This is a genomic window from Dorea sp. D27, assembly GCF_001185345.1.
GTDB lineage: Bacteria > Bacillota > Clostridia > Lachnospirales > Lachnospiraceae > Extibacter.
Genome location: NZ_KQ236748.1, coordinates 102,812 through 126,667, shown reverse-complemented (window position 1 = coordinate 126,667; position 23,856 = coordinate 102,812). Strand labels below are relative to the sequence as shown.

The following is a 23,856-nucleotide window of genomic DNA, read 5'->3' as shown; positions in this document are numbered from 1 at the left end:
GAAAGGATGATGACTATGACTAAAAATGTGGAACATGCATTATTCGAAATCACGCCGGAGATTCAACAGCTGGCACAATTATGTGAGGACAATAATGCGATTGAAAAGGAACTGTATACCAAATACGAAGTTAAACGGGGCCTCCGCGATGTAAATGGCAAAGGTGTACTTGCCGGTCTGACAAATATATCTGACGTGTGTGCCAAGAAAATCGTTGATGGCGAAGAAGTACCCTGTGCAGGCAACCTATATTACAGGGGCTACAATATCAAAGAATTAGTCAAAGGGTTCCTGGAAGCGAAGCATTATGGATTTGAAGAGATTTCCTATCTGTTGCTCTTTGGGGAGCTTCCGACAGACAAGCAGCTGGCAGCGTACCATGAGACCCTTGTCGAGAGGAGGACGCTTCCACCGAACTTCGTAAGAGATGTCATCATGAAGGCACCAAGCAGGGATATGATGAACAGTCTGTCCAGATCTATCCTGAGCTTGTACTCTTATGATGCAAAGGCAGATGACACATCTATACCAAACGTACTCCGCCAGTGCCTGAATCTGATCAGCCAGTTTCCTATGCTTATGGTATATGGATATCATGCGTATAACTACCGGCTCGGAGAAGACTTATTTATCTATGCCCCGTCACCTGAACTATCCACAGCGGAAAACATACTTATGATGCTGAGAGAAGACAGGAAATACACGAAGCTGGAGGCCAAGATACTGGATATGGCTCTTGTGCTTCATATGGACCACGGCGGTGGTAACAACTCGACCTTTACAACCCATGTCGTTACATCCTCCGGTACGGATACATATTCTACGATCGTGGCCGCCATGGCTTCACTGAAGGGGCCGAAACACGGCGGAGCCAACATAAAGGTAACCCAGATGTTTGAGGATATGAAACAGAAGCTCACAGACTGGAAAGATGAGGACGCGGTAAGACAGTACCTGTGCGATCTCCTGGATAAGAAAGCCTTTGACAAGAAGGGACTCATATATGGTATGGGGCATGCGATTTATTCTGTATCCGACCCAAGGGCTGATATCTTTAAGAAGTTTGTAAAGCAGCTGGCGAAGGAAAAGGGATTTGAAGAAGAATATGCCCTCTATGAGATGGTAGAACATATGGCTCCGGACGTTATCGGAGAAAAGCGCAAGATATACAAAGGCGTCAATGCCAACGTAGATTTCTACAGCGGTCTGGTGTACAGCATGCTGGATCTCCCGGCTTCGCTTTACACACCGATATTTGCCGCTGCCCGTATCGTGGGATGGAGCGCCCACAGACTGGAAGAGCTCAAGAATGTAGATAAGATTATCCGGCCGGCATACAAGCCTCTGGCGCCGCACCGGGATTATATTAAGATGGATGACCGCTGATACAGCGGTCTTTTCCATAACCAGATTCCATAATTAAAATGCTCCGGGAGGACGCTGACAGGAGAGGTACGAATGAAAAAAGATTTTTATTATCCGTCACGCGACGGCCTGACCCAGATCCATGCGGTGGAATGGATACCAGATCAGGAGATAAAAGCAGTCATCCAGATATGCCACGGGATGGTGGAATATATTGAAAGATACAGTGAATTTGCCGATTATCTGACAGAACAGGGGATATATGTGACAGGACATGATCATCTCGGTCACGGGCAGTCCGTCAATAAAGAGGAGGAACATGGTTTTTTTGATACGGCCCAGGGAAATAAATATATCATCGCAGATATCCACAAGCTGAGGGTGCTGACAGAGGAAAAACACCCGAATGTGCCATATATCATGCTCGGCCACAGTATGGGGTCCTTCCTGCTCCGCCAGTATCTGACAATATACAGCCAGGGGCTTGCCGGTGCTGTCATCATGGGGACCGGATGGAAGGGAAACGTCCTGCTCGCTCTGGGTCAGATACTGTGCAGAATTATCGCCGCATTCAGGGGATGGAGACACCGCAGCCCTCTGGTGGACAGTCTGAGCTTCGGAAGCTACAACAAGCGGTTTGAGCCCGGGGATACACCGAAGGACTGGATTACTTCCGATAAAAAGAAATGTGCAGAGTATGTCGCCGATCCGCTCTGCAGCTTTGTATTTACCGTAAGTGCATATTATCAGATGTTTGAAGGAATGAAAGTTCTGACAAAAAAGGAGAACACGGAAAAAATAAAGAAAGACCTTCCGGTTTTTATCATTTCAGGGGCGGAGGACCCGGTGGGGGACTTTGGCAAAGGAGTAGAAAAGGTATATGAACAGCTCCGGGGGGCAGGCATACAGGATGTGACAATGAAGCTATATGAGGGAGACAGGCATGAAATTCTGAACGAGACAGACCGTGAACTCGTATATGAAGATATTTATGAATGGATATCTGAAAAAATCCGGATTACTTAAGGACAGCATCAACAGAAGAAGTAGGAAAAGAAAGAAAAGCAGGATAATCCCTGCTTTCAGACGTCGTCCTCCTCTGCGGGCAGGGAGGAATGTATATTCTTGATCGTGCTGAGCACGTAGTGGGTTCTTGTCTGGCGGACACCTGTCTGGCTTTTGACCCATTTGTGTATCTCTTCCAGATGTTCAGACGACTTGCAGGTGACTTTCAGCAGAAAGTCAAATTCACCGGTAAGGTAATAGCATGCAATCACATATGGATTGCCCGTCACATTTTCAATAAATGTGTCATTGAACTGCGGGTGCTCCATGCTCACTTCTATAAGCACGGTCACATCATTCCCCACCTTGGCGTCATCCGTTATGATGGTATATGATTTGATGATGCCGGCCGCTTCCATCTTATGGATGCGGTCGATGACCGTGGAAACAGAAAGGTGGACTTCACGGCTGATTTCAGAGGCACGCTGCCTTGCATTGCTCTTAAGTTTTTCGAGAATCTGGTAATCAAGAGAATCCATGGAACAGCCTCCTTCAGATTAGTGCGGCAATCAAATATATTCTATCACAGGTTCTGGAAAAAAGAAAGAAGACAGTGCACTGCAAATTGTTCTGCTGAAAATCCCCCCAAAGTCTGATATAATACTCATTGAGACTTAAATCCCCTAGACAGAGCGGGATTACGGAGGTAGTATCAATGAACAGAGAAAAAGAAAAGACAGGCCTGAAAGAAGAGATAAAGGCTGCTGCATGGGAACTGTTTTATGAAAAGGGGTATGAAGAGACTACGATAAATGACATTATAAAAAAGGCAAATACGTCAAAGGGCGGCTTTTACTATTACTTTAAGGCCAAGGACGAGCTTCTGCATTCGTTGTATTCTTTTTTTGACCGGGAGTATGAAAAATTTTATGACAATATGGATAAGAGTCTGGACAGCCTCGTACAGCTGAAGCAGCTGAGCCAATATGTCTCATACTTTATAGAGGGGAATGTATCCGCAGAGCTTCTGGCAGCACTGTACCAGTCGCAGCTCGTCAAAAAGAAGCAGGATTGCTTTCTCAACCCGGACCGTTATTATAACCGGCTTGTACGTAAGATAATAGCAGAAGGCCAGGAGAAGGGGGAGATACGCAGAGACATGACGGTAGATGAGCTGGCGCACCATGTGCTGCTCCTTGAGCGGGGAATCATCATGGACTGGTGCGTCCAAAACGGCGGCTTTTCGCTTGGGTATTATGGAACGAGGAATTTTGATCTGTATATAGAATTTATGAGACCGGATAGATAAAGAGGTGCCTTGGAAGGCACTTTTTTTGTCATAATACAAACTAAGGTCTGTAATAATAAGGTCCCATGGTATAAAATAAAACGCGAATAAAAACTGTTAATAATGCATAATATAAAATTATAATCAGATAAATAAAACTATAATAAACAAAAATAAAGATAATTATATTGACAATTATAATAATATATTGTTATTATTATAACTATAACAAACCGCGGTTTCTAAAAGTGTTCTTTAGAGAGATTGGAGGAAGGAATATGCTTTACACAGAAATCTGTAATGCAGTCTGGATGTTTTTATGGGTAGGCGTCCTGCTGCTGGCTGTCATACTTCAGTGCCTTATCTTTATGAAAAGGGCGTGGAAGCATGCACTTGAACTGGGACTTCAGCCTGCTCAGATAAAAAAGGGGCTGACGACAGGGATATCCATCAGTATCATGCCTACGCTGCCGGTGCTGCTCGTGCTGCTGTCATTGATGCCGCTGCTTGGTACGCCGCTCCCGTGGCTTCGGCTGTCTATCATCGGTTCTGCTTATTATGAGACTTATGCCGCTTCCACGGCACTTGAATGTGTGGGAGAGACGCTCCAGCTAAACGGGTACAGCGTAGACGGATGGGTTGCAGCCGCCTGGGTCATGACAATCGGAGGAAGTGCCTGCGTGCTCTGGTCATCACTTGCGATAAAGCCGATTTCAATGATTTATGAAAAAGCCGAAAAGGTTGATATGAAGCTCGTTCTGTCCATAGGAAGCGGATGCCTTGCCGGGGTCATGGCTTATGTGTCCGTATCATATGGATTCAGCGCGATGTCAACGAAAGGGGTCGTATTCTGTATCAGCTTTGCAGTCGGTGCATTGCTCGTATATATACATAACAAGAGGCCGAAGTCTAAGTGGCTGTCAGATTACCTGATGACAATAAGCATGCTCGTCGCCATGGCGGCAGCCTGTTTTATATTTTAGAAAGGAAGTGTTTGTCCATGAAGCAGAAATGTGGTTACCACAGCTGGGTACATAGGTTCGGAATCGCGTCAAGCCTGTTTTTATTTGTGGCGATGACGGCATTTCCTATTGCAGTCAGCGCGGTGTATGGCCTATGGCCTGATTTTAAGCTGCTTTGGCCGGGATTCATAGCAGTTATACTTTTTATGGCGCCATACTGGCCCGCGGAGACGATAGGCTATATGTCTGTCATGGGGCCTGGAGCGCTTTATATGTCATACATTACGGGAAACGTAACGAACCTGAGAATGCCGGCCACAATCGGTACGATCAATTCACTGGGCATTAAGCCTAATACAGATGAATGCCACACGATGGCGGTTATTGCCTGCGGAGCCTCTATTATCACTACTGTAGTGATAGTGGCTCTCGGGGTAGTGATAGCGGCTCCGCTCGCGCCGGTTCTCAGTTCACCGGTAATCCAGCCGGCATTTGACTATGTTGTCCCGGCATTGTTCGGCGGACTTGTAGCACAGACGATACTGAAAGGGAAGAAACAGTTCCTTTACTTTCTCGCCCCGCTTGCCGTCTGCCTGTTCTTCTGCTATTTTACAGCGGTAAACAGTGCATATTACATGCTGATTGCCATTGCCATATCAGTGGTAATCTACGTGCTGGACTACAAAAGCGGGAAGAATAAGGAAAAGAAAGAGGCTTAGAAGCCATTTGTAAGAAAGGAGAAGAGAATGGATAGACTTACATACATTATTTGTGGAAAGCTGTACGACGGACTGGAAGATGAGTTCAAAGAAGGATATAAGATTCTTGTAAAGAAGGATAAGATCGAAGCGGTAGGCCGGGACATCGTATGTCCCGAATCGGCGGAGGTTGTGGATTTGTCCGATGCGACGGTCACCCCCGGCATGATAGATGCCCATATGCACATGGATTATATCGACTGGCATACGATTCGGGAGGAGGTATATACTACATCCGAAGAAGCCAAGACGCTTGCAATCGTCCGTACTGCCCAGAAGACATTGTCCCGCGGATTCACGACAATCCGCCATACCGGCGGCATCACGTCCAACGGCTTCGGGGTATTGGATGTCAAAAGGGCAATCGAAAAAGGCTACATAACCGGTTCACGTATCGTGGCTGCACCCAGGTTCCTGTGTGGTGCAGGAAGCCATGGAGACCTGTCCCAGGGCTTTGCCAGGAATCCTGAGCTGTCCATGATTCTGCAGAACCTGCGTCCTACGCTGGGCGCCGGGAAGGACTTCTTTGTCAATGCCGTGCGGGAAGAAATCAAGTACGGGGCGGACTTTATTAAGATTATGGCGACAGGCGGGTTCTTTACACCTTATGATAATCCGTCACAGCTGCAGATGAATGACGAGGAGCTGCAGGCGGTCATAAATACGGCCCATGAATGGGGGAAGACGGTTACAGCCCATGTGTACAGCGTAGACCATATGAAGAAGCTGATCGGCTTTGGCATAGACGGCATGGAGCATTGTTCTTTGATGGATGAGGAGACTGCACAGCTCATCATTGATAATGACGTCTATGTCGTGCCGACGTTCTGCCCGTATGAAGAGGCAGTCCACTATGATCCGGTGCTCATACAGACGAAGCAGGAAGAATACAGAATAAAGCTGGAGTATTATAAAGACGCGCTTCAGGCCGGGCGTGAGGTAATAAGGAACTGTAAATGCAAGCTCGGGTATGGAACAGATATGGTGGCGACCCACCAGAACTATGACAGCGGATATGAATTCAAGGCATGGATGGAAAGTGGAATGGGCACCTTCCGAACGCTGCACGCAGCTACGAAGGTCAACGCGGAAATCCTGCAGCTTGAGGATAAGATTGGAACGCTGCAGCCGGACAAGTATGCAGACATTGCCGCCTGGAAGAGGGATTTGATGACAGACCCGTACGCCTTGCTCGACTGTGCTTTTGTCATGAAAGAAGGAGTAACCTATCCGACGGAGCGGTGTGAGGAACTATAACGGATACAAAGCGAAGCCCGTTAACCGGAAGGTTAACGGGCTTCGTTGTCGTTATAGTTATTTAAAGGAATGAGAGTAAAGTACGACACCGGGGAAGATTATATTCCCCGGTGCGTTTACTTTATGAGGGGGGAGATAGTTGTGTGTTGTTCAACTATCTGACTCTTAGTATAAAGTAAAATTGTGTCCAAAATATGTTTAAAATATAAAAGAAAGCGAAATATTCTTAAGCAAAAATTAATTTAGTACGTGGAGACGGGCGCGTTACAGCGTAAAATCAATCTTTCCAATTATCAGATTAGGGATAAACATTATATAATAGCCGTCTGCAATTGTCCCGGTGCCATATTTGCCGCAGTAGTAATCAAGCGCCTCCTGCAGGAATTCCTCAGTAACCTCCAGATACCGTGCGGTCTCATGCCGGTTGCTGCATCTATGCTCATAGGCACGGATCAGGCCCTTCAGGCCTATCTGCCTATTGTATGCCCATACCCGCGCCTGCCGCTCCTGCTTCCGGTTGCCGGACGTGGTAAGGTCCACGATGTTACCCACTGACGTGTGATGATGCCCAAGCTCCTCAGCGAGGACGCAGGTCTTTTCTTCTGTCGTATTCAGGCTTGACGAGAGTGCAATATTATTATCTACATACAGGCCGGAAGTCTTTCCGCTGAAAGGGTAGTTCTCATCTATGGATATCCCCTCGGCGGCAGCTTCGCCTAACAATTCTTCGTATCGGTTCATTTGATCAACTCCTGTTACCAGTATAAGGGGCCTGTTGTGTCATAAACAGGACTTTTCTCACTTGCGGTTTCTTTTGGCTCTGATAAATTCGATATAATTTTCTACGTCTTTTTTTTCATCATCTGTCAGATCATCTGTGTCAAAATGCGCGGCAACCGTATCCGGGTATGCGGAACGGGCCGTATCGGTCCTGCCGAGCAGATAATCGATATCTACATGAAAAAAGTCAGCAATTAATTCTAAAGTTTCAAAGTTAGGCTGGCGCTCTCCCCGTTCGTACATATTTACGGCGCTTTTAGATATACCGAGCAAACGGGCAAGTTCCTGCTGTGATATCCCTCTTCCATTTCTTAACAGACGTAATACATTCGCAAATTCAGCCATCGGTCCACTTCCTTTCTTGATATAACTGTATTATACACGGACTGTGCTTAAAAGTAAATAAAAAGTTCACATAATGTGCTTGACAAGTGAGCACAAAACGTGTACTTTATAAGTGAGCACAAAACGTGCACAGAAAAAACAGAATCAAAAAGCCAGAGCATTCAGCTCTGGCAGAAGGAAAAGTTATGAAAAAGAAAATCTATATAAAAAGCGCTGCCGCTTGTTTGCTTATTAATATAAGGCTGAATTGTGACAGAATTGTGATGCCAAGATGAAGTATATATAAATATTTTAAAAATAAAAAATGAACCCGGAATGAAAGAAGAGCCTGCTAGGCAGGCCCTCCTTCCCGTGTTAAATAGTTGTAGAGGATGTCGATGAATTCCCCGTTTGTCGGTTTTTGCTTAAGCTCGTATCCAGTGATTCTGTTGAGCAGTTTCCGGTTGCCCTTATACCAGCAGATGGAAACGGCAGTACGGATACAGTGCGCTACATTGTCCCTGGTAGTGCCGAACCTTATAGCCACATCAACATACAGGTCTTTGTAGACAGATAAAAGATAGTCTTCATTCAGCAAGCAGAGCTTTAAGGCATACAACAGGAAATGAAAACCTCTTATCGTAGAGCGTATTCCCAAGTCCAGTAAAAGAGCTCTCGTTCTATCCATAAATGCCTCCTGTTCTACCCGACCCTACTACCCAATTGTAAACAAAAGAAAGCAGATTGAAAATCAAAAAAGAGGAGATGATACAATGATCAGACAAAAAAGAATCAGAACTGTATGCAGGATGGATAAGGAGGACCGCCTCAGAGTCCTGTCCGTCCGTCGTCCTGATGAGGCAGCTGCCAGACAGTTCGTACATAAAGCATATGAGAGCTATACAGTTGACGGATATATGAAAAGCAAGGGGATGAGTGATATTGGACAACAGCCTTCTTAATGAATATGCGGCCATGAAAGCAGAGGTAAAGGATCTGCGCCGCAGAATAAGCAGCCTCAGGCACGAGATAAAAAAAGCATCCGCGGCATACGAAGATGGTAAAGAGGGGAGAGGATGGGGAGGCCGCGGCAGTGTAAGGGCATCGGGATATCCTCCATCATTATTTCACAAAAAGCAGGAGAAGATGATGGAACTGGTCATGCTGTTAGAATGTCGAGAAATAGAGTTTCTGGACATGACGCTGGAAGTAGAAAGATTTATAGAAGCAATTGGAAAGAGTGAGATGCGTATTATGTTCAGGCTTTATTATATAGAAGATTTCTCTTATATAAAGGTTGCAGACGAGATGAACCAGATGTTTCCGAGAAGAAGCATTGCCTATACGGATGAAAATGTAAAGAAAAGAATACAGAGATATTTGGCGGCGTGCGGATAAGTGAAAGATTGAATAGTCAGTGAGAAAAATAAAAGCGATAGCAGAATTGACAAAAAAAAACGCAGCAGAAGGGATTCGAACCCCCGGAGCCTTTCGGCTCTTCAGCTTTCGAAACTGACGCCTTCGACCACTCGGCCACTGCTGCATTCCTATTATAGCACAGGTAGGTATGGTTTTGAAAGAGTGATATTTAAGTAAAGTTGAAAAAAATAATCTGGTTCTGCTGCTGCACGTCTGCCGGGCGGTACCCTCCCTGTTGGAACGAGATGGCAATCAAATGATATAAATATATTGGCAGACACAAGGTCAGAACAGCGAAAACCCGTCAACCATGCGGCTAACGGGTTTCGTTGTTGTTATAGTTATCTAAAGGAATGAGAGTAAAGTGCGGCTCCAGTAAGCCTGGCGCGTTACTTTATGAGGGGGGAGATAGTTGTGTGTTGTTCAACTATCTGATTCTTAGTATAAATGGTAATTATGTCTAAAGTATGATGGTTTCCTAAAAGAAACGGGAACTTTCTTAAGTGCTCCTTAATAATGTCTTTACTTTTCAGGAATGTGAATTTGTGCTATAATTAAGACTATAAAAAATAGGAAGAAAGGCGAGGGTGCATATTGCGGGTACACCAAACAAAGTTGTATGAAAAATTAAAAGAGTCATTGGGAGCTGTATTGCCGATTATTGGAATCGTTCTTTTTTTGTGTTTTACGATTGCGCCGATTCCTACCAGCATCCTGATGGCTTTTATTATTGGTGCTGTGCTGCTTATATTGGGGATGATGTTCTTTACACTAGGTGCAGAGATGGCGATGACGCCGATGGGGGAGCGCATTGGTACGAGGATGACCCAGACGAAGAAGGTCGGAATCGTGATATTGCTTTGCTTTATCCTCGGATTTATCATCACCATATCTGAACCAGACCTGCAGGTGCTTGCGGAACAGGTACCGTCCATACCGAACTATACGCTTATCGTGGCAGTGGCGGCAGGAGTCGGCATCTTTCTTGTTGCGGCAGTGCTGAGGATGCTGTTCGGAATCCCGCTGTCATATATGCTCATCGTGCTCTACCCTGCAGTATTTGTACTGGCATATTTTGTGCCGGATGACTTTCTGGCAGTTGCGTTTGACTCCGGCGGGGTTACGACGGGACCGATGACTGTACCGTTCATCATGGCGCTTGGCATCGGGTTTTCAGCGGTACGTACCGACAAGCATGCGGAAAACGACAGCTTTGGGCTCGTTGCGCTCTGCTCCGTAGGGCCGATTCTGGCAGTTCTCATTCTTGGCATGATATATAACCCGACAGGTAATTCTTACACGCAGACATCGATTCCTGATGCAGATAATTCCGTGGAGATGTGGCGTCTGTTTTCATCCGGCCTGCCGCATTATATGAAAGAGATGCTGATTTCCCTGTTGCCTATCGTTTTGTTTTTCGTGGTTTTTCAGATTATTTCGCTTCATCTTAAGAAAAAGACATTATTGAAGATATCGATAGGCATTATATTTACATATATCGGACTGTTCCTGTTTCTTACAGGAGTCAATGTAGGATTTATGCCGGCGGGCAATTATCTGGGCCAGATTATAGCAGGGCTGCCATACCGCTGGATCATCATTCCGATAGGAATGGTGATAGGATACTTTATTGTCAAAGCCGAGCCGGCTGTGTATGTACTGATGGAGCAGGTGGAAGAGCTGACATCTGGTGCCATATCCGGCCGGGCGATGGGATACAGCCTGTCCATCGGTGTAGCTGTCTCGCTCGGGCTCGCTATGGTCAGGGTGCTGACGGGAATATCCATACTCTGGTTTCTGATACCGGGTTATATATCGGCCATTGTCTTGTCGTTTTTCGTCCCGAAAATATTTACAGCGATTGCATTTGACTCTGGCGGGGTAGCATCCGGACCTATGACCGCCACCTTTCTGCTTCCATTTGCAGTGGGAGCGTGCGAGGCTGCAGGAGGGAATATCGTGACAGACGCATTTGGTGTGGTTGCTATGGTTGCCATGACACCCCTGATTACGATCCAGATTCTCGGCTTCGTCTATCAGCTGCAGGAGAAGAGAAGCGCGGCAGGTACTGTGGAAGAGACGATACCTGTGATTCCTTTGGAGGCATTTGATGACAACGATATAATTGAACTGTAAAGGAGGACGCGATGAGTAAGCTTTATATGATGGTAGCAATAACGAACCGTGCCATGAAAAATAAATTCCAGGAGTTTTATAAGGAAAATGACCATATGGTCGTCTTCGGCACTCTCGGCAGAGGGACTGCAAACAGTGCCGTACTGGATTATTTCGGTCTGGAGGCATCTGAGAAGACGATATCCTTCTCTGTAGTGACAGAAGAGATGTGGAGAAAGCTGAAACGGGGCCTGATTATCCATATGCAGATTGACGTCCCGGGCACGGGAATCGCTTTTATAATTCCGCTTAGCAGCGTGGGCGGCAAAAAGGTGCTTCAATATTTGATTCAGAACCATGAGTATGAAAAAGAGGAGGAGACGATATTGAGAGAAACGGATTATGAACTGCTGGTGATTATAGCGAACCAGGGATGCATTGATACCGTCATGGATGCCGCGCGAAGCGCGAATGCGGGTGGGGGCACGGTAATCCACGCGAAAGGGACCGGTATGGAGAGTGCGGAAAAGTTCCTGGGAGTGTCTCTGGCAGCAGAGAAGGAGATTATATTGATTGTCACAAAGACAAAAGATAAAAATCAGATTATGAAGGCGATTATGGAGAAGGCAGGACTGGAAAGCAAGGAGAAGGCGATTGTATTTTCCCTGCCCGTTACAAGTACGGTCGGACTCCGGATGAGAGAAGATGAGATAGGGGATTAGCAATGCCGGTTCAAAATGGACGGGTGTATCTGAGGAGATTAAATTTGCACAGCGAAAACCCGTTAGCCATAAGGTTAACGGGTTTCGTTATTATTATAGTTATCTAAAGGAATGAGAGTAAAGTGCGGCTCCAGATTATCTGGCGCGTTACTTTATGAGGGGGGAGATAGTTGTGTGTTATTCAACTATCTGACTCTTAGTATAATGGATAAATATGTCTAAAGTATGTTAAATGTCTAAAAGAAATCGAAAATTCCTTAAGCCCATCTTAATTTTTTGTTTATTTTGCAACATATCTAATTTAGTGAGAAAATTGCAATAACGGCCTGTTTTACGCTGATTTTCAAAGTTATGGATACCTATATTAGCTTTGTGTAAATAGTGGATAATTGCATACGGTTCGCAACACGTTAGTAACAAATCTGAATCTTTTCTATCTCGGCCCTTAGGTCCTCCAGTTCTCGATGACCGTATACCTTGTTTGTAATATCTCTGAACGAATGACCTAACATACGGCTTCTGTCGTTATTGCTGATACCGTATTTTTCGCATAAAGCCGAAAATGTATGGCGACAATCATGCGGCGTATGGCATCCTATATCCAATTCCTTTATTATCTCGTACATTTTGCACCTAAAGTTTGAATTGGATTGTGGCAACAGGCAACCGTATTCGCTTAGACGATGCTCTACCAGAGGGAGAATGCCAGAGTGTATAGGCACGATTCGGTCTTTGCTGTACTTTGTTTTGACCCCTCCTTTAAAATAGCTCTCTACGAGATTTACTTCCAGATTCTTGTATGCCGATAAGCGATAACCTGAATAGCACATAATCAATATGAACTCGACAATATCATTATCCCTGTTTTTCCAGAGTATTTCCAGCTCTTCTGGGGTAAATGGCACTCCATGCTCATCATCGTCTGGTATATTGATTTTTAAAGCTGTTGAGTAGTCCTTGTCTACCAGTTCATATACTATTGCATACTCATACATTTGATGTAGAAGTGAGACTATAAGTTCGAGGCTGGAATGTTTGAGCTTACAACTGTCGATAGCCTCCTGCAAATCCTTGTGACGTAAGTCAGCAAAGGGCTTTTTGTGTAATATCATACAATTTTTAAAGGCAGCCCTGGTAGAGTTCTTCGATGCTACAGAGTAGTTTCTGCTTTTATCCCTTTCATATTTGTAGTCATAGAAATCATTATAGACTTCTTCAAATGTCTTCTGCCCTAACCTTCCATTCTTTGTAAGATTGTAATCAGCCAATATGCGTTGCACGACTGAACTCGCATTTGCCGAATCCGTGTCATCACAGTTCAGCTCTTTTTCCATTCCCGGGGTGTATGTACCGGCTCTATATGCTGTCAGTATTGCAAAGCCTTTCATCCAGTCATCAACGTAACACAGAGCTTTAGACATAATAGCCTTTCCATTCTCGTCAAATTCTTTCACGGGTGGATAGACGGCGTAAGGGTTGCGCCGGTTCTTCCCGAGATACTTTATTTGCCCATAGCCGTTAGGCAGCTTTGGGTATTTCTTTCTTTTAGCCATATATACCACCTCTCTAAAAATGAGTGCAAAAATGCACCTACTTGCGAAGCAGGTGCATGGGTGATATAATAGCTTTGAGTTGTAGTATTACATCGGGGCACTGCTTCGAGTAGTATTGCTTGGCCGTTCCTGTTGGCGCAGGGACGGTCTTTTGTTTACTTTATTTATAAAACGGGAGAAATTTTTCAGTAGCGAATCTTCTAGAAAGTCCCGTTTTACGTCTTTAATATTTCTCTGCTTGCGTAATTTTTTCGCCTTATAGTGGGCCTTGTTGAACGGTATCTTGCAGTATTCCAATATCTCTTCCATTGTTGATATCTTGCACCTGTCAAGGATAATATCTGGTGCGAGATAAAAGTAGGAAAATTCTTCGGCGTATGTATATCGATCACTTAGTGCTATTGACATCTCATCAACTTTTGTACTAAGGAATATTTCCGAAATGGCTACGGCAAGCATCCAGCGCTTTACCTCGGGAGGGTCCTCCTCGTTATAGAATACGATATGTTTGTCCATATCAGCGGAATATGTCAGGAATCCATGATCATATTCTTTAAGGTAATGGCCTATATCGTCGCCCCAATACTCAGCCAAGAACTGCTGTGAGTAAATCTTGACCTTATCATCAAGCTGAAGCTGAGATAATGGGTCTATCGGCAATGAATCGGTCTCATATTTAGTCAAAATATTATAAGCAGCAAGACGCAACAATAGAACCTCTTCATCTTCGGGTAATGACAATAGAGAATGCATATTATGTACCTCCTGTTATTTGGTTATAACTAAATATTAACAGAAATAACAGGATGTGGAGATTCCATTATATGGTACTTTTACCCCCATCTATAGCCTTAAAGCCTTTTTTGCTTACTGCGGCGGCTCCCTTCTTAAGGGCCTCCTTTTCTAGCTCTTCGAGCATGGACTGTTCTCTCTTGTGCTGACGCTCGAGAGACGTCTCTAAGGTGTCCTCAACCTCAAAATCTTCTTCCTGTGTGTAGACGTCGATGACCCTTCCGAGGCATCTTGAATCTGGTAGTATAGATACGTCATCGCAATCATCATTTAGCGATATCAGAATCCCGTCTCCCTTTTTCTTTACATAAGACTTTCCATCGACTAAAAATATTCCTATTTCACCTTCGTCTATATAGTTTGTAGGCTCTACGAGTATGGTATCTCCGTCAAAGTAAGCGGGCTCCATGCTATTACCATTCACACCAATTGCATACCCGACATGCTTATATTTGTGTATATTAGGTATGTTTATAGTATCATCTGGAAGTCCATCAAGAAGTAGCTGTCCTGGGCCGGCGCTGGCAAGCCTCTGGTAATAAGGAATTGTCTTAGTATCTTCCAACTGAACTATGTTTTCACTTCTATCAAACTCTGTCTTACAACGTTCATATTCCTTGTTTAAAACAAAGTCAACGATTTCTTCCTTGCCGCGTTCACTTAATAACCGGTATTTTTTTATGTGTTCGTATTCACCGGATTTTAATTCGTATGAATGCATTATATCTTTTTCGTCTGTAAGTCCCATGATATAGTCCACTGAAACATCCATTTTCTTTGATATAAGTATTAAAAAGTCAGAAGCAGGCTCTCGGTTTCCAGTTTCATATCCATTATAGGTAGTGTATTTAACTCCTAGATATGAAGCAAATTCTTTTTTGTTCATACTTGTTTTTTCTCGGATTTTTTTTAGCTTATCTCCAATTGTTGTGCCTGTGTCTTCACATTTACATTTCATATTTTGGTGGATATTATTTAAAGGTTGAGTGTATAATTCATCGTGTTCTAAAGAGATTTCCTGATTGCTATCCATCATTTTTAGTAACGTATCTACATCTAGTCCTATCCCTGTAGCAATTTTTTTGATTGTAGGAAGTGTTGGAGCAATGGGTTTTTTATTTCTTGGATTTATATTATTTTCTAGCATTGATATATAGCCTTTGCTCAAAGAGCTTTTCCTTGAAAACTCATCCATACTTATATTGTTTTCTTCTCGATATCTTTTTAAAATGTCACCCAACGTCATGCTTAAATTTCACCTCTTTTTCTTCGTTTAGTATATTGTACAATGACAAAAATAAAATGTCAATAAAAAAGTTCAACATGCTTGACATGGAGGAGATGTAGTGATACTATAATTACATAGTTCAACATAATAAACAAGGAGGTGATTAGAGTGGAGTATAAAATTAAAGATTTCAGAAAGGAATTAAAAATGTCCCAGGCTGAATTGGCTAGAAGGGCCTGTGTATCAAGAACTATAATATCTGGTCTTGAAAATGGAACAATAAAAATAACCACAACAGGGACATTATTAAAAATTGCAGAAGCGCTTAATAAAAAAGTTTCTGAAATTTTTTTGGAATAAATGTTCAACATGTAAAACAAAATTAAACTTAAAAAGAGGTGACACAAGTGTCAACAGAAAATACATACCCAGTAGAACTTACTTGAAGAATACGATAGGCAACGGGTGGGTTATGAGCGCTGAAAGCAAAAAAGAAATAATACTTTCAGACGGGGCAATTGAAATGAATATAAAAGTAAACGCGCCAGATTACCCCAAAGACAAGGTCAGAGAAGCAGTTAAAGAAATCTGTCAGAAAGCTGTTCAATATTATGACTAATTTCTTTAAGTATTTTGCTTTGCTCCTTAGTGTCGCTTACAGATGTGACAAGATTGTCTCCGTATCTTAAATCAATAGCGTAAGAAATACTAAAGATTTTACCGCACGTTTCGTAATTGATTTCGACATTAAAAGTTTCATGTGGATAACCTTCAAAATAAAAATCTGATGAAATAAATTGGTTAGGAGCTAAAAAGACGTTTTTACAGTTAGAAAGAACAGGGTTGTTATCCAAGCCTTCATAATCGCCATCGCTTACATCAGACCATTTTAACTCAGGCGTTATTTTTAGAGATATGAGCCTTGCTGGTGAATTACCATAGTTCTTTAAAACTGTTGAACGGAAGGCCCCCTTTTTCACCTCGGTTATTGAAAATACAAGATTTCCGCGATTTTGTTCAAAGAACTGATTCCGTATTTCTTTCAAGTTCCGATATGTGAACCATGCGGCGAAAGCGGAGACGACAACTGCCATACAAGAAATAACGCAAGTTACAATTTCATAATTTGTCATTTTAACTACCTTCCTTCCTCTGTAAAGATACTTTCAACTATAAGTTAAATTATACGGAAGAAGAAGGACTTTAGCAATAATTAAAATCAGGAGGTGATAATGTGGCTGAAATTTTGAAGCCCCCGGAAGTAGCGAAGATACTAGGATGTTCCCCACAAATGGTACGTGAAAGAATACGCCGGGGGATATGGGACTTCGGGGAGTGCATTCCAAAGAAAAGTAACAGCGGAAGGAATGAGTTTAATATTTATCGCAGCAAGCTGGAAAAACATATCGGAAGGGAGTTGACAGAAACAGAATGTCAAGATTTAGAAGACACAAGTTGAGGCACAAAGCCAAGGCAAAGCTTAAAGACATGGTATTCTACATAATTTTTATCGTTGGCCTTGGGTTTCTGATGGCAGTAGCAATTTTATGCGTGCTTGCCCTGTGGTGTTTTATTTACGGGCACTAAAAAGGCGCTTGACCAAGGGAGGTAAGCGCCGAGAGTAGACCGATAACGGACTACATCACATAATGTATTGTTATTATAACGCTTTAAGGAGGATTAGTCAATGAGTAATAGAGATAAGATACACGCATTATTAGACCTGTGTTTAGACATACAGGAGAACGGGGAAGGGAAAAATGGTTACCCTTACATAGACTTCTGCTGTACAAATCATGGGACAGACATTTCAATTCTGATACAGGATAGCGGATTCAATAGGGGCAGTTACGACGGAGAGTATAGATTTGATTTTGCTAATATAAGTCCACGCACTTATGAAAACTGTAGACAGCACCTTTTGGACTTAAGAAAGCAGGTGAACACATGTACTACAACGAATGTCCATACTGCGGAGCACATCTAGACCCTGGTGAGAGATGTGACTGCGAGATAGAAAGAAAAAAGAGAGGCAGATTATTTAAGAGACATTACAATAACCTATTTGAATATATGGAGGATTTGGAAAATGAGCGTGTTGAAATTTGAAACCTCGCAACATCCAGGCGAGATTGACGTGAACTTTGATGCATTGAAGAAGCAGCTATCCATGAAGATGGACGAGTATGCAGGCAAGGTATTTACTGAAGAGTCAAAAAAAGAAGCGAAATCCGACCTTGCGGAACTGCGGAAGTTGAAGAAGTCGGTACACGATAGGAAGATAGCAGTCAGGGACGCTTACATGATTCCTTACAAGCAGTTCGAGCAGAAGGTTATTGAGCTGCAGGGTATGATTGACCGTCCGATAAGCTACATAGACGGACAGGTCAAGGAATTTGAAGAAAGACGGGTACGGGAGAAGAAGTCAGAAATCGAAGCGGCCTATAACGAGATTGTCCCGGAGAGCTTATACGACTACATACCGTTGGAAACAATATTTAACCCAAAGTGGACAAATACCACGGCGACGATGAAATCTATCCGGCAGGACCTAACTGATATATCCGTAACGACGAGTTCGGATGTCAATGCGATATCTGCAATGAGCTCGGACAAGGTAGATGATGCGCTGAGCCTATACATGGAGACGAGGAACCTCGCAAGTGCCATGAAGCTAATAGCTGATTATGAAAACAGGAAGGCTGAAATACTCAAGAAGAAGGAAGAAGAGGACGCAGAAAGGCGAGAACGTGAGATTGATGTTGAACGAGAAAGGGTTCGCCGGGAAGAGCGTGAACGTATCGCCGCAGAGGAGAGGATTCGCAACGAGGCGAAGAAATCCACAGCAGATGATATTAAATCGGTTGATAAGGCAGAAGCCGCGCCCCTATCTTCAAGAGATTCGCAGACAATAGTCTATACCGTTGTTGCGACACCTGAAGAGCAGCAGGCCATAGAAATGGCATTGACAAGCCTGGGCGTGTACTTTGAAAGGAAGGATGTGTAATGTCGGAAAGCAACCCGAACCTTGAATTGTACAATAAAGTACGGGCAGTTCCCGATGAAGCAAAGAAAACTATCAAGGGCGGCCGCCTAAAGGGTATGACGGATATCAATCCGATGTGGCGTATCAAGAAGCTGACGGAGGAATTTGGCCCGTGTGGGATGGGATGGTACTACAAGACTGTTGACAAGCGTTTAGAACAGGCTGGAAAAGAAATAGCCGCTTTCGTGGATATAGAACTTTACATAAAAATAAAAGGTGTGTGGTCTATGCCGATATTCGGAAGTGGTGGCAGCAAGTTTGTGACTGACGAAAAGAGCGGTTTATTCGTTTCAGATGAATGCTATAAGATGGCGACTACTGATGCATTATCCGTGGCATGTAAACAGCTTGGTATTGGAGCTGATGTGTATTTTCAGGCGGATACCACCAAATATGATGCAAAGAGTGAAGCAAATACTGAGCCGAAAATTGATTCAAGACAGTTGGTTGAGCTAAGAAAAGAAATAGAAAGAACTGGAAAAAATGAAATGTCAATTCTTTTCAGGTATAGCCCGAAGAATCTGGAAAATATGACAGTATCGCAATTTAATGACGCCATGTCACTGCTGAAGAAGATACCTGATTATGAGTCTGTCGAAGTACCTGAAGATATCAACGAAGAAGTTCCGTTTAAGTAGGTGGAAAAGATGAATTTTACAGGACGTTTTGATAGCTTAATGGCTGATTTGATGGAAAAAAAGCAGAAAGCTGTACTGATTCTAAATGAAGACGCAAGAGAAGCCTTTCAGAAGCTTAAGGATTACGAAAAGCTGGATATAAGTATTAAAAGACACAAAAGGAAGAGATCTCTCGATGCAAACGCGTATTATTGGACGTTACTTACTATGTATGCGAATGAAAAAGGAATATCAAAGAACCGAGCCCATAATGAAGCACTTAGAAGATATGGACAGTTTGCAATTCTAGGTGGCCAGTTAATACGTTCTCTTGTACTTGATACAGATGAGACGTGGAATAATGCTCTTGAGGAAGAAAGCTACCACATTAAGCCCACAACACAGGTAACACAGCTTAAGGATGGTAAAGATTATCGCACCTATTATCTGCTGCGAGGCTCCAGTGATTATAACACGCAGGAAATGGCATGTTTAATAAACGGAGTTATTAATGACTGTTTAGACGCTGACATTTCTGAGAGCAGAATTATGACACCGGATGAAAAGAGGCTGTTAAAGGGAAGGTACGGTGTGAACATTGGCTAAAACATTGTGGTCAATCTTTACAGACGATATGGACTGCTGAATGTATACAGGCGTGTATGGCGTGGAACGTCATCATATCTTCCATCACGGTAAGAAAGAGAAGGCTCTATCTGAAAGATTAGGGTTCATAGCACCATTAAAGCCGCAGATGCATCCGAACGGCGCCGGCCGGACGAAAGAAGCAGACGGAATAGACGGAGAGCTTAAAAGGAGGTGCAAGGCTTATTACATAGAACACTACGGGACAGAAGAACAGTTTTTGGAAGAATTTTATTTTTCAGCTAGCGAGGCAGAAGAGCCTTGACTATATGTAACTCATTAACTTAAATCTTGCTTTACGCAGGACAACAACAGCAGTGTATCACGACACTACCCCCGGCTCCGGCCGGGGAGGAAGGAGGGGCATGGACGAACAGATACCAGGTCAGGTAGAGCTTCTAGACTATCTGTCTGAAGTGGAAAAACAGAAGGGCTTTGACATCTTAGATTACATACCAACGGGATATCAGAATGCCGTAAAGCGTTCGGAACTCGTGCAAAGGACAGGGCTTACCGATCGTGTGATGCGTGATTGCCTGCACGATGCCAGGACTAAGATACCTATTATAAATCTACAGCGTGGCAAGGGATATTTTATCGCCGACATGAACAAGGAGGAAGAGGCTGACATGCTCGTCCGTTGGGTAAGACAGGAAAAGAGCCGGATAAAAGAGAGCCAAGAAATTGTTGATACAGCTATAAAGACATTAGAGAACTGCGGAATAGATTGGCGGTGAGGCGGTGAATGGCAATTACATAAAAATAAGCCGTTCCCTTCTTGATTGGGAATGGTATCAGGACATAAATACATGCAGACTGTTTGTCCATATGCTTCTACGGGCAAACTGGAAAGACGGGAAGTTTAAAGGTACAACGGTGCCGCGCGGCTCGCTTGTTTCTTCGATAGGAAAGTTATCAGAGGAAACCGGACTTACGGTTGACGAGGTTCGGACGGCAATTAAGCACCTTCAAGGCACAGGCGAACTTACCAAGCAAAGCACAAACAAGTTTACCGTATATACCGTCGCAAACTACGACATGTACCAAGACATATCCCAAGCAACGCCCAATCAGACACCAAGCAACGCCCAAGCTATTCCCAAACTATTCCCAACAATAGAAGAAGGAAAGAATAGTAAGAAGGGAAGAAAAGAAATAAATAATACTGTGCGTTTTACACCGCCTGATGTTGAAACAGTCAGAGCATACTGCATTGAGCGCAACAATCACGTTGACCCTCAAGCCTTCGTCGATTTTTACGAGGCAAAAGGCTGGATGGTTGGCAAAAACAAAATGAAAAATTGGAAGGCAGCTGTAAGGACATGGGAAAGTAACCGTAGGGTAAGCAAAGCAGTTGTACAAGAAAAAGCAAGAGCAACAGGTTTTAGCAACTTTTCAGAGCGCAGCTACGACATGGACTGCCTTGAGCGTAGTCTGGCGGAATAGGAGGACATATGTACGAGCTAAACAAGCACAGCCATAACGGTGGCAAGCAGAAGATATCCGGCGGGTTCAAGCCGGGGAACATGAACGCCTTCATCTTCGCGGGCGGTAAGAATAAAAGGAAGAGGATTAAACACGGAAAATAGGAGGAAAAATAAATGTTTGAGATAGGCGATATAATCAGAGGGACAAAGGAATCAGATGGACAATATGCGATAACAAATTCAGCGATGACAAAAGGAATTGTTGTAGATATAGACCCTCGTGAAAACATCCAGGTGAAAGTATTACAACACCAGCGCGGCGGACACGGAACGCATTGTGTCAGGCCGGAATATTTTGAAAAGGTAGGGCATGCAGAACCTTTTGAGTCTTCTAAGTTCCGGGAGGCGCTTAGCAAAGGTAAGGATAAGGCGGTTGAATATCTGCTTAGTGCCGACCTGAGACGTGCCGACCTGAGCGATGCCGACCTGAGCGATGCCAACCTGAGCGATGCCAACCTGAGCGATGCCGACCTGAGCGGTGCCGACCTGAGCGGTGCCGACCTGAGACGTGCCAACCTGAGCGATGCCAACCTGAGCGGTGCCGACCTGAGCGATGCCGACCTGAGACGTGCCAACCTGAGCGATGCCAACCTGAGCGGTGCCGACCTGAGCGATGCCGACCTGAGACGTGCCAACCTGAGCGATGCCGACCTGAGCGATGCCGAAGGAATACTTGATGCCATCAACTATCTCGAAGCAAACTTCGAGCGTACGGACGAAGGGTACATAGTTTTCAAGACGTTCAATTCGCAGTATCCTGCACCGGGCAGGTGGAAGATTGAAGAGGGCGAGGTAATAACTGAAATCTGCAATCCCGACAGAACATGTCAATGTGGATGCGGAATCAACGTAGCACCATATCAGTGGGTCAGAAATACTCATGGCGGCACGATATATAAGTTGCTCATAAAATTTGAATGGCTGGCTGGTGTAGTCGTACCATTCGGGACAGATGGGAAGATAAGGACAAGCCGGGCACAGATTTTAGGGAAAGTAGAGTAAATTAGGATTTAGGAGGTGGCAGTATGACAGTGAAAGAACTGTATGAAACGGCAAAGAAAAACAAAGTAGAAAATTATGATATCAAATTGCAATATCAGGACGGTGGCGGTACATATAACGGAACTTGTGAGATGGAGGATTTTAGCATTGATGACGATAAAGAGGAAATAACTCTATATTAGCATTTAAAGGAGAAGGTCAGAATGAAATTTGAGTTACTGTATCTACTGGCAAGATTCAGGGGGTTATTTCCTGATAATCAAAAAGGCAACTTTGTTTTTGGAAAACCAGATAAAAATACTGTTAGGCAGATGTATTATAGTGGCGGTTTTGTTCCGTACCGGATTGATAGTCTTGTCACATACAGATAATTAAGAATTAGCGAAAGGGGTATCTATGGAGATACAAAGAGCAATTGACAATCTTGCCTGCATGAAAATGGAAATTCGAGATTCGGAAGATGTAAGGCAATTGAAGAGAGTTAGAATTGACACAGTAGATGCTGCTATTGCAGCGTTAAAGGAAAAGAAATACAAATCATGGATTCCGGTATCAGAGCGACTGCCGGATGATTGCGTGAATTCAATTACAGAGGATGCATATGTGTATCCCGTGACTGTAAAACTGGGCGAAATAACTGACATCCGGTATTACTCATTCTGTCGCGGTCATTGGTATAATCAAGGGCCCGCGGAAATGGATGACTTGGTCATCGCCTGGATGCCGAGGCCGGAGCCATACATGTCACAGACATTAAAATATGCAGATAACGATGTAGCACAGATGGGACTTATGCCAGCTACATAGTATTAACCTGACGTTTAGGAGGTCAGAATCGACATGAATTACAGACAAATAATACTTTATGCTATTAGAACGCCTTATGGTGAAAACATCCTCGAAGGAGAATATATCGGAGTTAGAACGAAATCTGGGAATGAGTATTATGGGATTTTGCATGATGCTGGTAGTGGTAGAATCCAATTAGCAATGGAAGATGACGAAGTTGAGTATCTTGGAATTAATTATGACGAAATAGAATCATTAGCCGGAAAGGGGATAAATGGAAGGGTATAGGTTATGGTGCAAAAACAAGAATGAGTGGGAACGGGATAATAGCTGGATAGGGATTAATGGTTGTCTTATGACGCTGCAGCACGGATGCCCTTACCCGCTCAACTGCGATACGCATATTTTACAGCGGTCAACAGGTAGGTATGATATATCTGGTCGGGAAGTCTTTGAAGGGGACTTCATCGAAAGCCACCAGGGTGAGAAGATACTAGACGTTTTAATGTTGGTAAAGTACGGTACATATGAGGCATATTGTCCGGCGGACGGCTGTTATATGGACAATGTAGGCTTTTATGTAGAAGCTGTAGGATATCCTCAGATGCCTTTAGGGCCATTGGAAAATTATGCAAAGGTAATAGGGAATGTTTTTGAAAATCCAGATTGGCTTAGTAAGGAAACTGACATTTAAGGAGGAAA

At 43.7% G+C, this 23,856-nt stretch carries 34 protein-coding genes and 1 tRNA gene; 25 read left to right on the top strand and 10 right to left on the bottom strand.

The annotated features are described in order from the left end of the window. Positions 1–15: 15 nt before the first annotated feature. Together HMPREF0980_RS18130 and HMPREF0980_RS18125 are read left to right on the top strand one after the other, a co-directional pair. A complete protein-coding gene (locus tag HMPREF0980_RS18130) occupies positions 16–1,386 on the top strand; it encodes a citrate/2-methylcitrate synthase (RefSeq protein WP_049730484.1) in 1,371 nt (456 codons plus the stop codon). A gap of 72 nt (positions 1,387–1,458) precedes the next feature. Beyond that, positions 1,459–2,391: an alpha/beta fold hydrolase gene (locus HMPREF0980_RS18125; protein ID WP_049730483.1), complete on the top strand. Its 933-nt coding sequence runs from the start codon at positions 1,459–1,461 to the stop codon at positions 2,389–2,391. A 56-nt stretch (positions 2,392–2,447) separates the two neighbouring features. Here HMPREF0980_RS18125 and HMPREF0980_RS18120 read toward each other — a convergent pair whose 3' ends face one another. Beyond that, a complete protein-coding gene (locus HMPREF0980_RS18120) occupies positions 2,448–2,909 on the bottom strand; it encodes an Lrp/AsnC family transcriptional regulator (RefSeq protein ID WP_049730482.1) in 462 nt (153 codons plus the stop codon). Positions 2,910–3,085: 176 nt separating this feature from the next. Between HMPREF0980_RS18120 and HMPREF0980_RS18115 the strand changes: the two genes are divergently transcribed. The 4 genes from HMPREF0980_RS18115 (at position 3,086) to HMPREF0980_RS18100 (ending at position 6,635) form a co-directional block, all read left to right on the top strand. Then, positions 3,086–3,679, top strand: a complete 594-nt coding sequence (locus HMPREF0980_RS18115) for a TetR/AcrR family transcriptional regulator (protein WP_049730481.1) — start codon at positions 3,086–3,088, stop codon at positions 3,677–3,679. A 257-nt stretch (positions 3,680–3,936) separates the two neighbouring features. Next, the gene (locus tag HMPREF0980_RS18110; protein WP_049730480.1) at positions 3,937–4,641 is read left to right on the top strand and encodes a DUF5058 family protein; all 705 of its coding nucleotides are present in this window, start codon (positions 3,937–3,939) and stop codon (positions 4,639–4,641) included. A gap of 17 nt (positions 4,642–4,658) precedes the next feature. Next, on the top strand, positions 4,659–5,339 hold the full coding sequence (locus tag HMPREF0980_RS18105) for a hypothetical protein (protein WP_049730479.1): 681 nt from the start codon (positions 4,659–4,661) through the stop codon (positions 5,337–5,339). A gap of 27 nt (positions 5,340–5,366) precedes the next feature. Further along, positions 5,367–6,635 carry an amidohydrolase family protein gene (locus HMPREF0980_RS18100; RefSeq protein ID WP_049730478.1) on the top strand — a complete coding sequence of 423 codons (1,269 nt, stop codon included), beginning with the start codon at positions 5,367–5,369 and terminating at the stop codon, positions 6,633–6,635. Positions 6,636–6,899: 264 nt separating this feature from the next. Here the strand turns inward: HMPREF0980_RS18100 and HMPREF0980_RS18095 are convergent, their stop codons facing one another. The 3 genes from HMPREF0980_RS18095 to HMPREF0980_RS18085 form a co-directional block, all read right to left on the bottom strand. After that, entirely contained in the window at positions 6,900–7,376 is a 477-nt protein-coding gene (locus tag HMPREF0980_RS18095; protein ID WP_049730477.1) for an ImmA/IrrE family metallo-endopeptidase, read from the bottom strand. Between the two features lie 57 nt (positions 7,377–7,433). Then, positions 7,434–7,760, bottom strand: a complete 327-nt coding sequence (locus HMPREF0980_RS18090) for a helix-turn-helix domain-containing protein (protein ID WP_049730476.1) — start codon at positions 7,758–7,760, stop codon at positions 7,434–7,436. 331 nt (positions 7,761–8,091) lie between these two features. Further along, positions 8,092–8,427, bottom strand: coding sequence for a sporulation initiation factor Spo0A C-terminal domain-containing protein (locus tag HMPREF0980_RS18085; RefSeq protein WP_049730475.1), 336 nt, complete (start codon positions 8,425–8,427; stop codon positions 8,092–8,094). Between the two features lie 85 nt (positions 8,428–8,512). Between HMPREF0980_RS18085 and HMPREF0980_RS18080 the strand changes: the two genes are divergently transcribed. Both HMPREF0980_RS18080 and HMPREF0980_RS18075 read left to right on the top strand, forming a co-directional pair. Next, positions 8,513–8,701, top strand: a complete 189-nt coding sequence (locus HMPREF0980_RS18080) for a hypothetical protein (RefSeq protein WP_049730474.1) — start codon at positions 8,513–8,515, stop codon at positions 8,699–8,701. Next, complete coding sequence (locus tag HMPREF0980_RS18075) at positions 8,682–9,137, top strand: hypothetical protein (RefSeq protein WP_049730473.1); 456 nt, start codon at positions 8,682–8,684, stop codon at positions 9,135–9,137. The genes HMPREF0980_RS18080 and HMPREF0980_RS18075 overlap by 20 nt, the downstream gene beginning before the upstream one ends. Before the next feature lie 60 nt (positions 9,138–9,197). Here HMPREF0980_RS18075 and HMPREF0980_RS18070 read toward each other — a convergent pair. Then, positions 9,198–9,282 (bottom strand) — tRNA-Ser (locus HMPREF0980_RS18070). A 470-nt stretch (positions 9,283–9,752) separates the two neighbouring features. On the opposite strand from HMPREF0980_RS18070, the gene HMPREF0980_RS18065 reads away from it, so the two are divergent. Further along, positions 9,753–11,294, top strand: a complete 1,542-nt coding sequence (locus HMPREF0980_RS18065) for a DUF1538 domain-containing protein (protein WP_049730472.1) — start codon at positions 9,753–9,755, stop codon at positions 11,292–11,294. An 11-nt stretch (positions 11,295–11,305) separates the two neighbouring features. After that, positions 11,306–11,995 carry a P-II family nitrogen regulator gene (locus HMPREF0980_RS18060; RefSeq protein WP_049730471.1) on the top strand — a complete coding sequence of 230 codons (690 nt, stop codon included), beginning with the start codon at positions 11,306–11,308 and terminating at the stop codon, positions 11,993–11,995. 410 nt (positions 11,996–12,405) lie between these two features. Here HMPREF0980_RS18060 and HMPREF0980_RS18055 read toward each other — a convergent pair whose 3' ends face one another. The 3 genes from HMPREF0980_RS18055 to HMPREF0980_RS18045 form a co-directional block, all read right to left on the bottom strand. Beyond that, on the bottom strand, positions 12,406–13,548 hold the full coding sequence (locus HMPREF0980_RS18055) for a tyrosine-type recombinase/integrase (RefSeq protein ID WP_049730470.1): 1,143 nt from the start codon (positions 13,546–13,548) through the stop codon (positions 12,406–12,408). Positions 13,549–13,635: 87 nt separating this feature from the next. Further along, positions 13,636–14,301, bottom strand: coding sequence for a hypothetical protein (locus tag HMPREF0980_RS18050; protein WP_049730469.1), 666 nt, complete (start codon positions 14,299–14,301; stop codon positions 13,636–13,638). A 67-nt stretch (positions 14,302–14,368) separates the two neighbouring features. Beyond that, positions 14,369–15,586, bottom strand: coding sequence for an XRE family transcriptional regulator (locus HMPREF0980_RS18045; protein ID WP_049730468.1), 1,218 nt, complete (start codon positions 15,584–15,586; stop codon positions 14,369–14,371). Positions 15,587–15,736: 150 nt separating this feature from the next. Here HMPREF0980_RS18045 and HMPREF0980_RS18040 point away from each other — a divergent pair, with 150 nt between their 5' ends. Beyond that, a complete protein-coding gene (locus HMPREF0980_RS18040; RefSeq protein ID WP_049730467.1) occupies positions 15,737–15,928 on the top strand; it encodes a helix-turn-helix transcriptional regulator in 192 nt (63 codons plus the stop codon). 218 nt (positions 15,929–16,146) lie between these two features. Here HMPREF0980_RS18040 and HMPREF0980_RS18035 read toward each other — a convergent pair whose 3' ends face one another. After that, entirely contained in the window at positions 16,147–16,701 is a 555-nt protein-coding gene (locus tag HMPREF0980_RS18035) for a hypothetical protein (RefSeq protein WP_049730466.1), read from the bottom strand. 101 nt (positions 16,702–16,802) lie between these two features. Here HMPREF0980_RS18035 and HMPREF0980_RS18800 point away from each other — a divergent pair, with 101 nt between their 5' ends. From HMPREF0980_RS18800 to HMPREF0980_RS18000, 8 genes are all read left to right on the top strand, one after another. After that, the gene (locus HMPREF0980_RS18800; protein ID WP_084002954.1) at positions 16,803–17,027 is read left to right on the top strand and encodes a MerR family transcriptional regulator; all 225 of its coding nucleotides are present in this window, start codon (positions 16,803–16,805) and stop codon (positions 17,025–17,027) included. A gap of 228 nt (positions 17,028–17,255) precedes the next feature. Next, positions 17,256–17,555, top strand: a complete 300-nt coding sequence (locus HMPREF0980_RS18030; RefSeq protein WP_049730465.1) for a hypothetical protein — start codon at positions 17,256–17,258, stop codon at positions 17,553–17,555. Positions 17,556–17,657: 102 nt separating this feature from the next. Continuing rightward, positions 17,658–18,575 carry a DUF1351 domain-containing protein gene (locus HMPREF0980_RS18025; protein WP_049730464.1) on the top strand — a complete coding sequence of 306 codons (918 nt, stop codon included), beginning with the start codon at positions 17,658–17,660 and terminating at the stop codon, positions 18,573–18,575. Next, a complete protein-coding gene (locus HMPREF0980_RS18020; protein ID WP_049730463.1) occupies positions 18,575–19,252 on the top strand; it encodes a hypothetical protein in 678 nt (225 codons plus the stop codon). Before HMPREF0980_RS18025 ends, HMPREF0980_RS18020 begins: the two co-directional genes overlap by 1 nt. A 9-nt stretch (positions 19,253–19,261) precedes the next feature. Beyond that, positions 19,262–19,837, top strand: a complete 576-nt coding sequence (locus HMPREF0980_RS18015) for a hypothetical protein (RefSeq protein WP_049730462.1) — start codon at positions 19,262–19,264, stop codon at positions 19,835–19,837. 61 nt (positions 19,838–19,898) lie between these two features. After that, positions 19,899–20,141: a phosphoenolpyruvate carboxykinase gene (locus HMPREF0980_RS18010; protein WP_242847444.1), complete on the top strand. Its 243-nt coding sequence runs from the start codon at positions 19,899–19,901 to the stop codon at positions 20,139–20,141. A gap of 100 nt (positions 20,142–20,241) precedes the next feature. After that, a complete protein-coding gene (locus HMPREF0980_RS18005; RefSeq protein WP_049730460.1) occupies positions 20,242–20,613 on the top strand; it encodes a hypothetical protein in 372 nt (123 codons plus the stop codon). Between the two features lie 4 nt (positions 20,614–20,617). Beyond that, positions 20,618–21,322, top strand: a complete 705-nt coding sequence (locus HMPREF0980_RS18000; RefSeq protein WP_147629860.1) for a hypothetical protein — start codon at positions 20,618–20,620, stop codon at positions 21,320–21,322. Here the strand turns inward: HMPREF0980_RS18000 and HMPREF0980_RS20055 are convergent. Beyond that, positions 21,261–21,803 (bottom strand): hypothetical protein, encoded by a 543-nt coding sequence (locus HMPREF0980_RS20055; RefSeq protein ID WP_442855441.1) that lies wholly within the window; start codon positions 21,801–21,803, stop codon positions 21,261–21,263. The genes HMPREF0980_RS18000 and HMPREF0980_RS20055 overlap by 62 nt on opposite strands. Here HMPREF0980_RS20055 and HMPREF0980_RS19675 point away from each other — a divergent pair. The 6 genes from HMPREF0980_RS19675 to HMPREF0980_RS17980 are packed head-to-tail and all read left to right on the top strand — an operon-like array spanning position 21,745 to position 23,848. Continuing rightward, positions 21,745–22,365: a pentapeptide repeat-containing protein gene (locus HMPREF0980_RS19675; RefSeq protein ID WP_442855440.1), complete on the top strand. Its 621-nt coding sequence runs from the start codon at positions 21,745–21,747 to the stop codon at positions 22,363–22,365. The two genes, HMPREF0980_RS20055 and HMPREF0980_RS19675, sit on opposite strands and share 59 nt — an antisense overlap. A gap of 23 nt (positions 22,366–22,388) precedes the next feature. Further along, entirely contained in the window at positions 22,389–22,547 is a 159-nt protein-coding gene (locus tag HMPREF0980_RS19050; protein ID WP_157039380.1) for a hypothetical protein, read from the top strand. Between the two features lie 21 nt (positions 22,548–22,568). Beyond that, positions 22,569–22,736 (top strand): hypothetical protein, encoded by a 168-nt coding sequence (locus HMPREF0980_RS19215; protein ID WP_198146328.1) that lies wholly within the window; start codon positions 22,569–22,571, stop codon positions 22,734–22,736. Positions 22,737–22,761: 25 nt separating this feature from the next. Next, the gene (locus tag HMPREF0980_RS17990; RefSeq protein ID WP_049730457.1) at positions 22,762–23,172 is read left to right on the top strand and encodes a DUF551 domain-containing protein; all 411 of its coding nucleotides are present in this window, start codon (positions 22,762–22,764) and stop codon (positions 23,170–23,172) included. 33 nt (positions 23,173–23,205) lie between these two features. Then, positions 23,206–23,442, top strand: a complete 237-nt coding sequence (locus HMPREF0980_RS17985; protein WP_049730456.1) for a hypothetical protein — start codon at positions 23,206–23,208, stop codon at positions 23,440–23,442. Next, positions 23,429–23,848: a YopX family protein gene (locus HMPREF0980_RS17980; RefSeq protein ID WP_049730455.1), complete on the top strand. Its 420-nt coding sequence runs from the start codon at positions 23,429–23,431 to the stop codon at positions 23,846–23,848. Before HMPREF0980_RS17985 ends, HMPREF0980_RS17980 begins: the two co-directional genes overlap by 14 nt. The last annotated feature ends 8 nt before the right edge of the window (positions 23,849–23,856 follow it).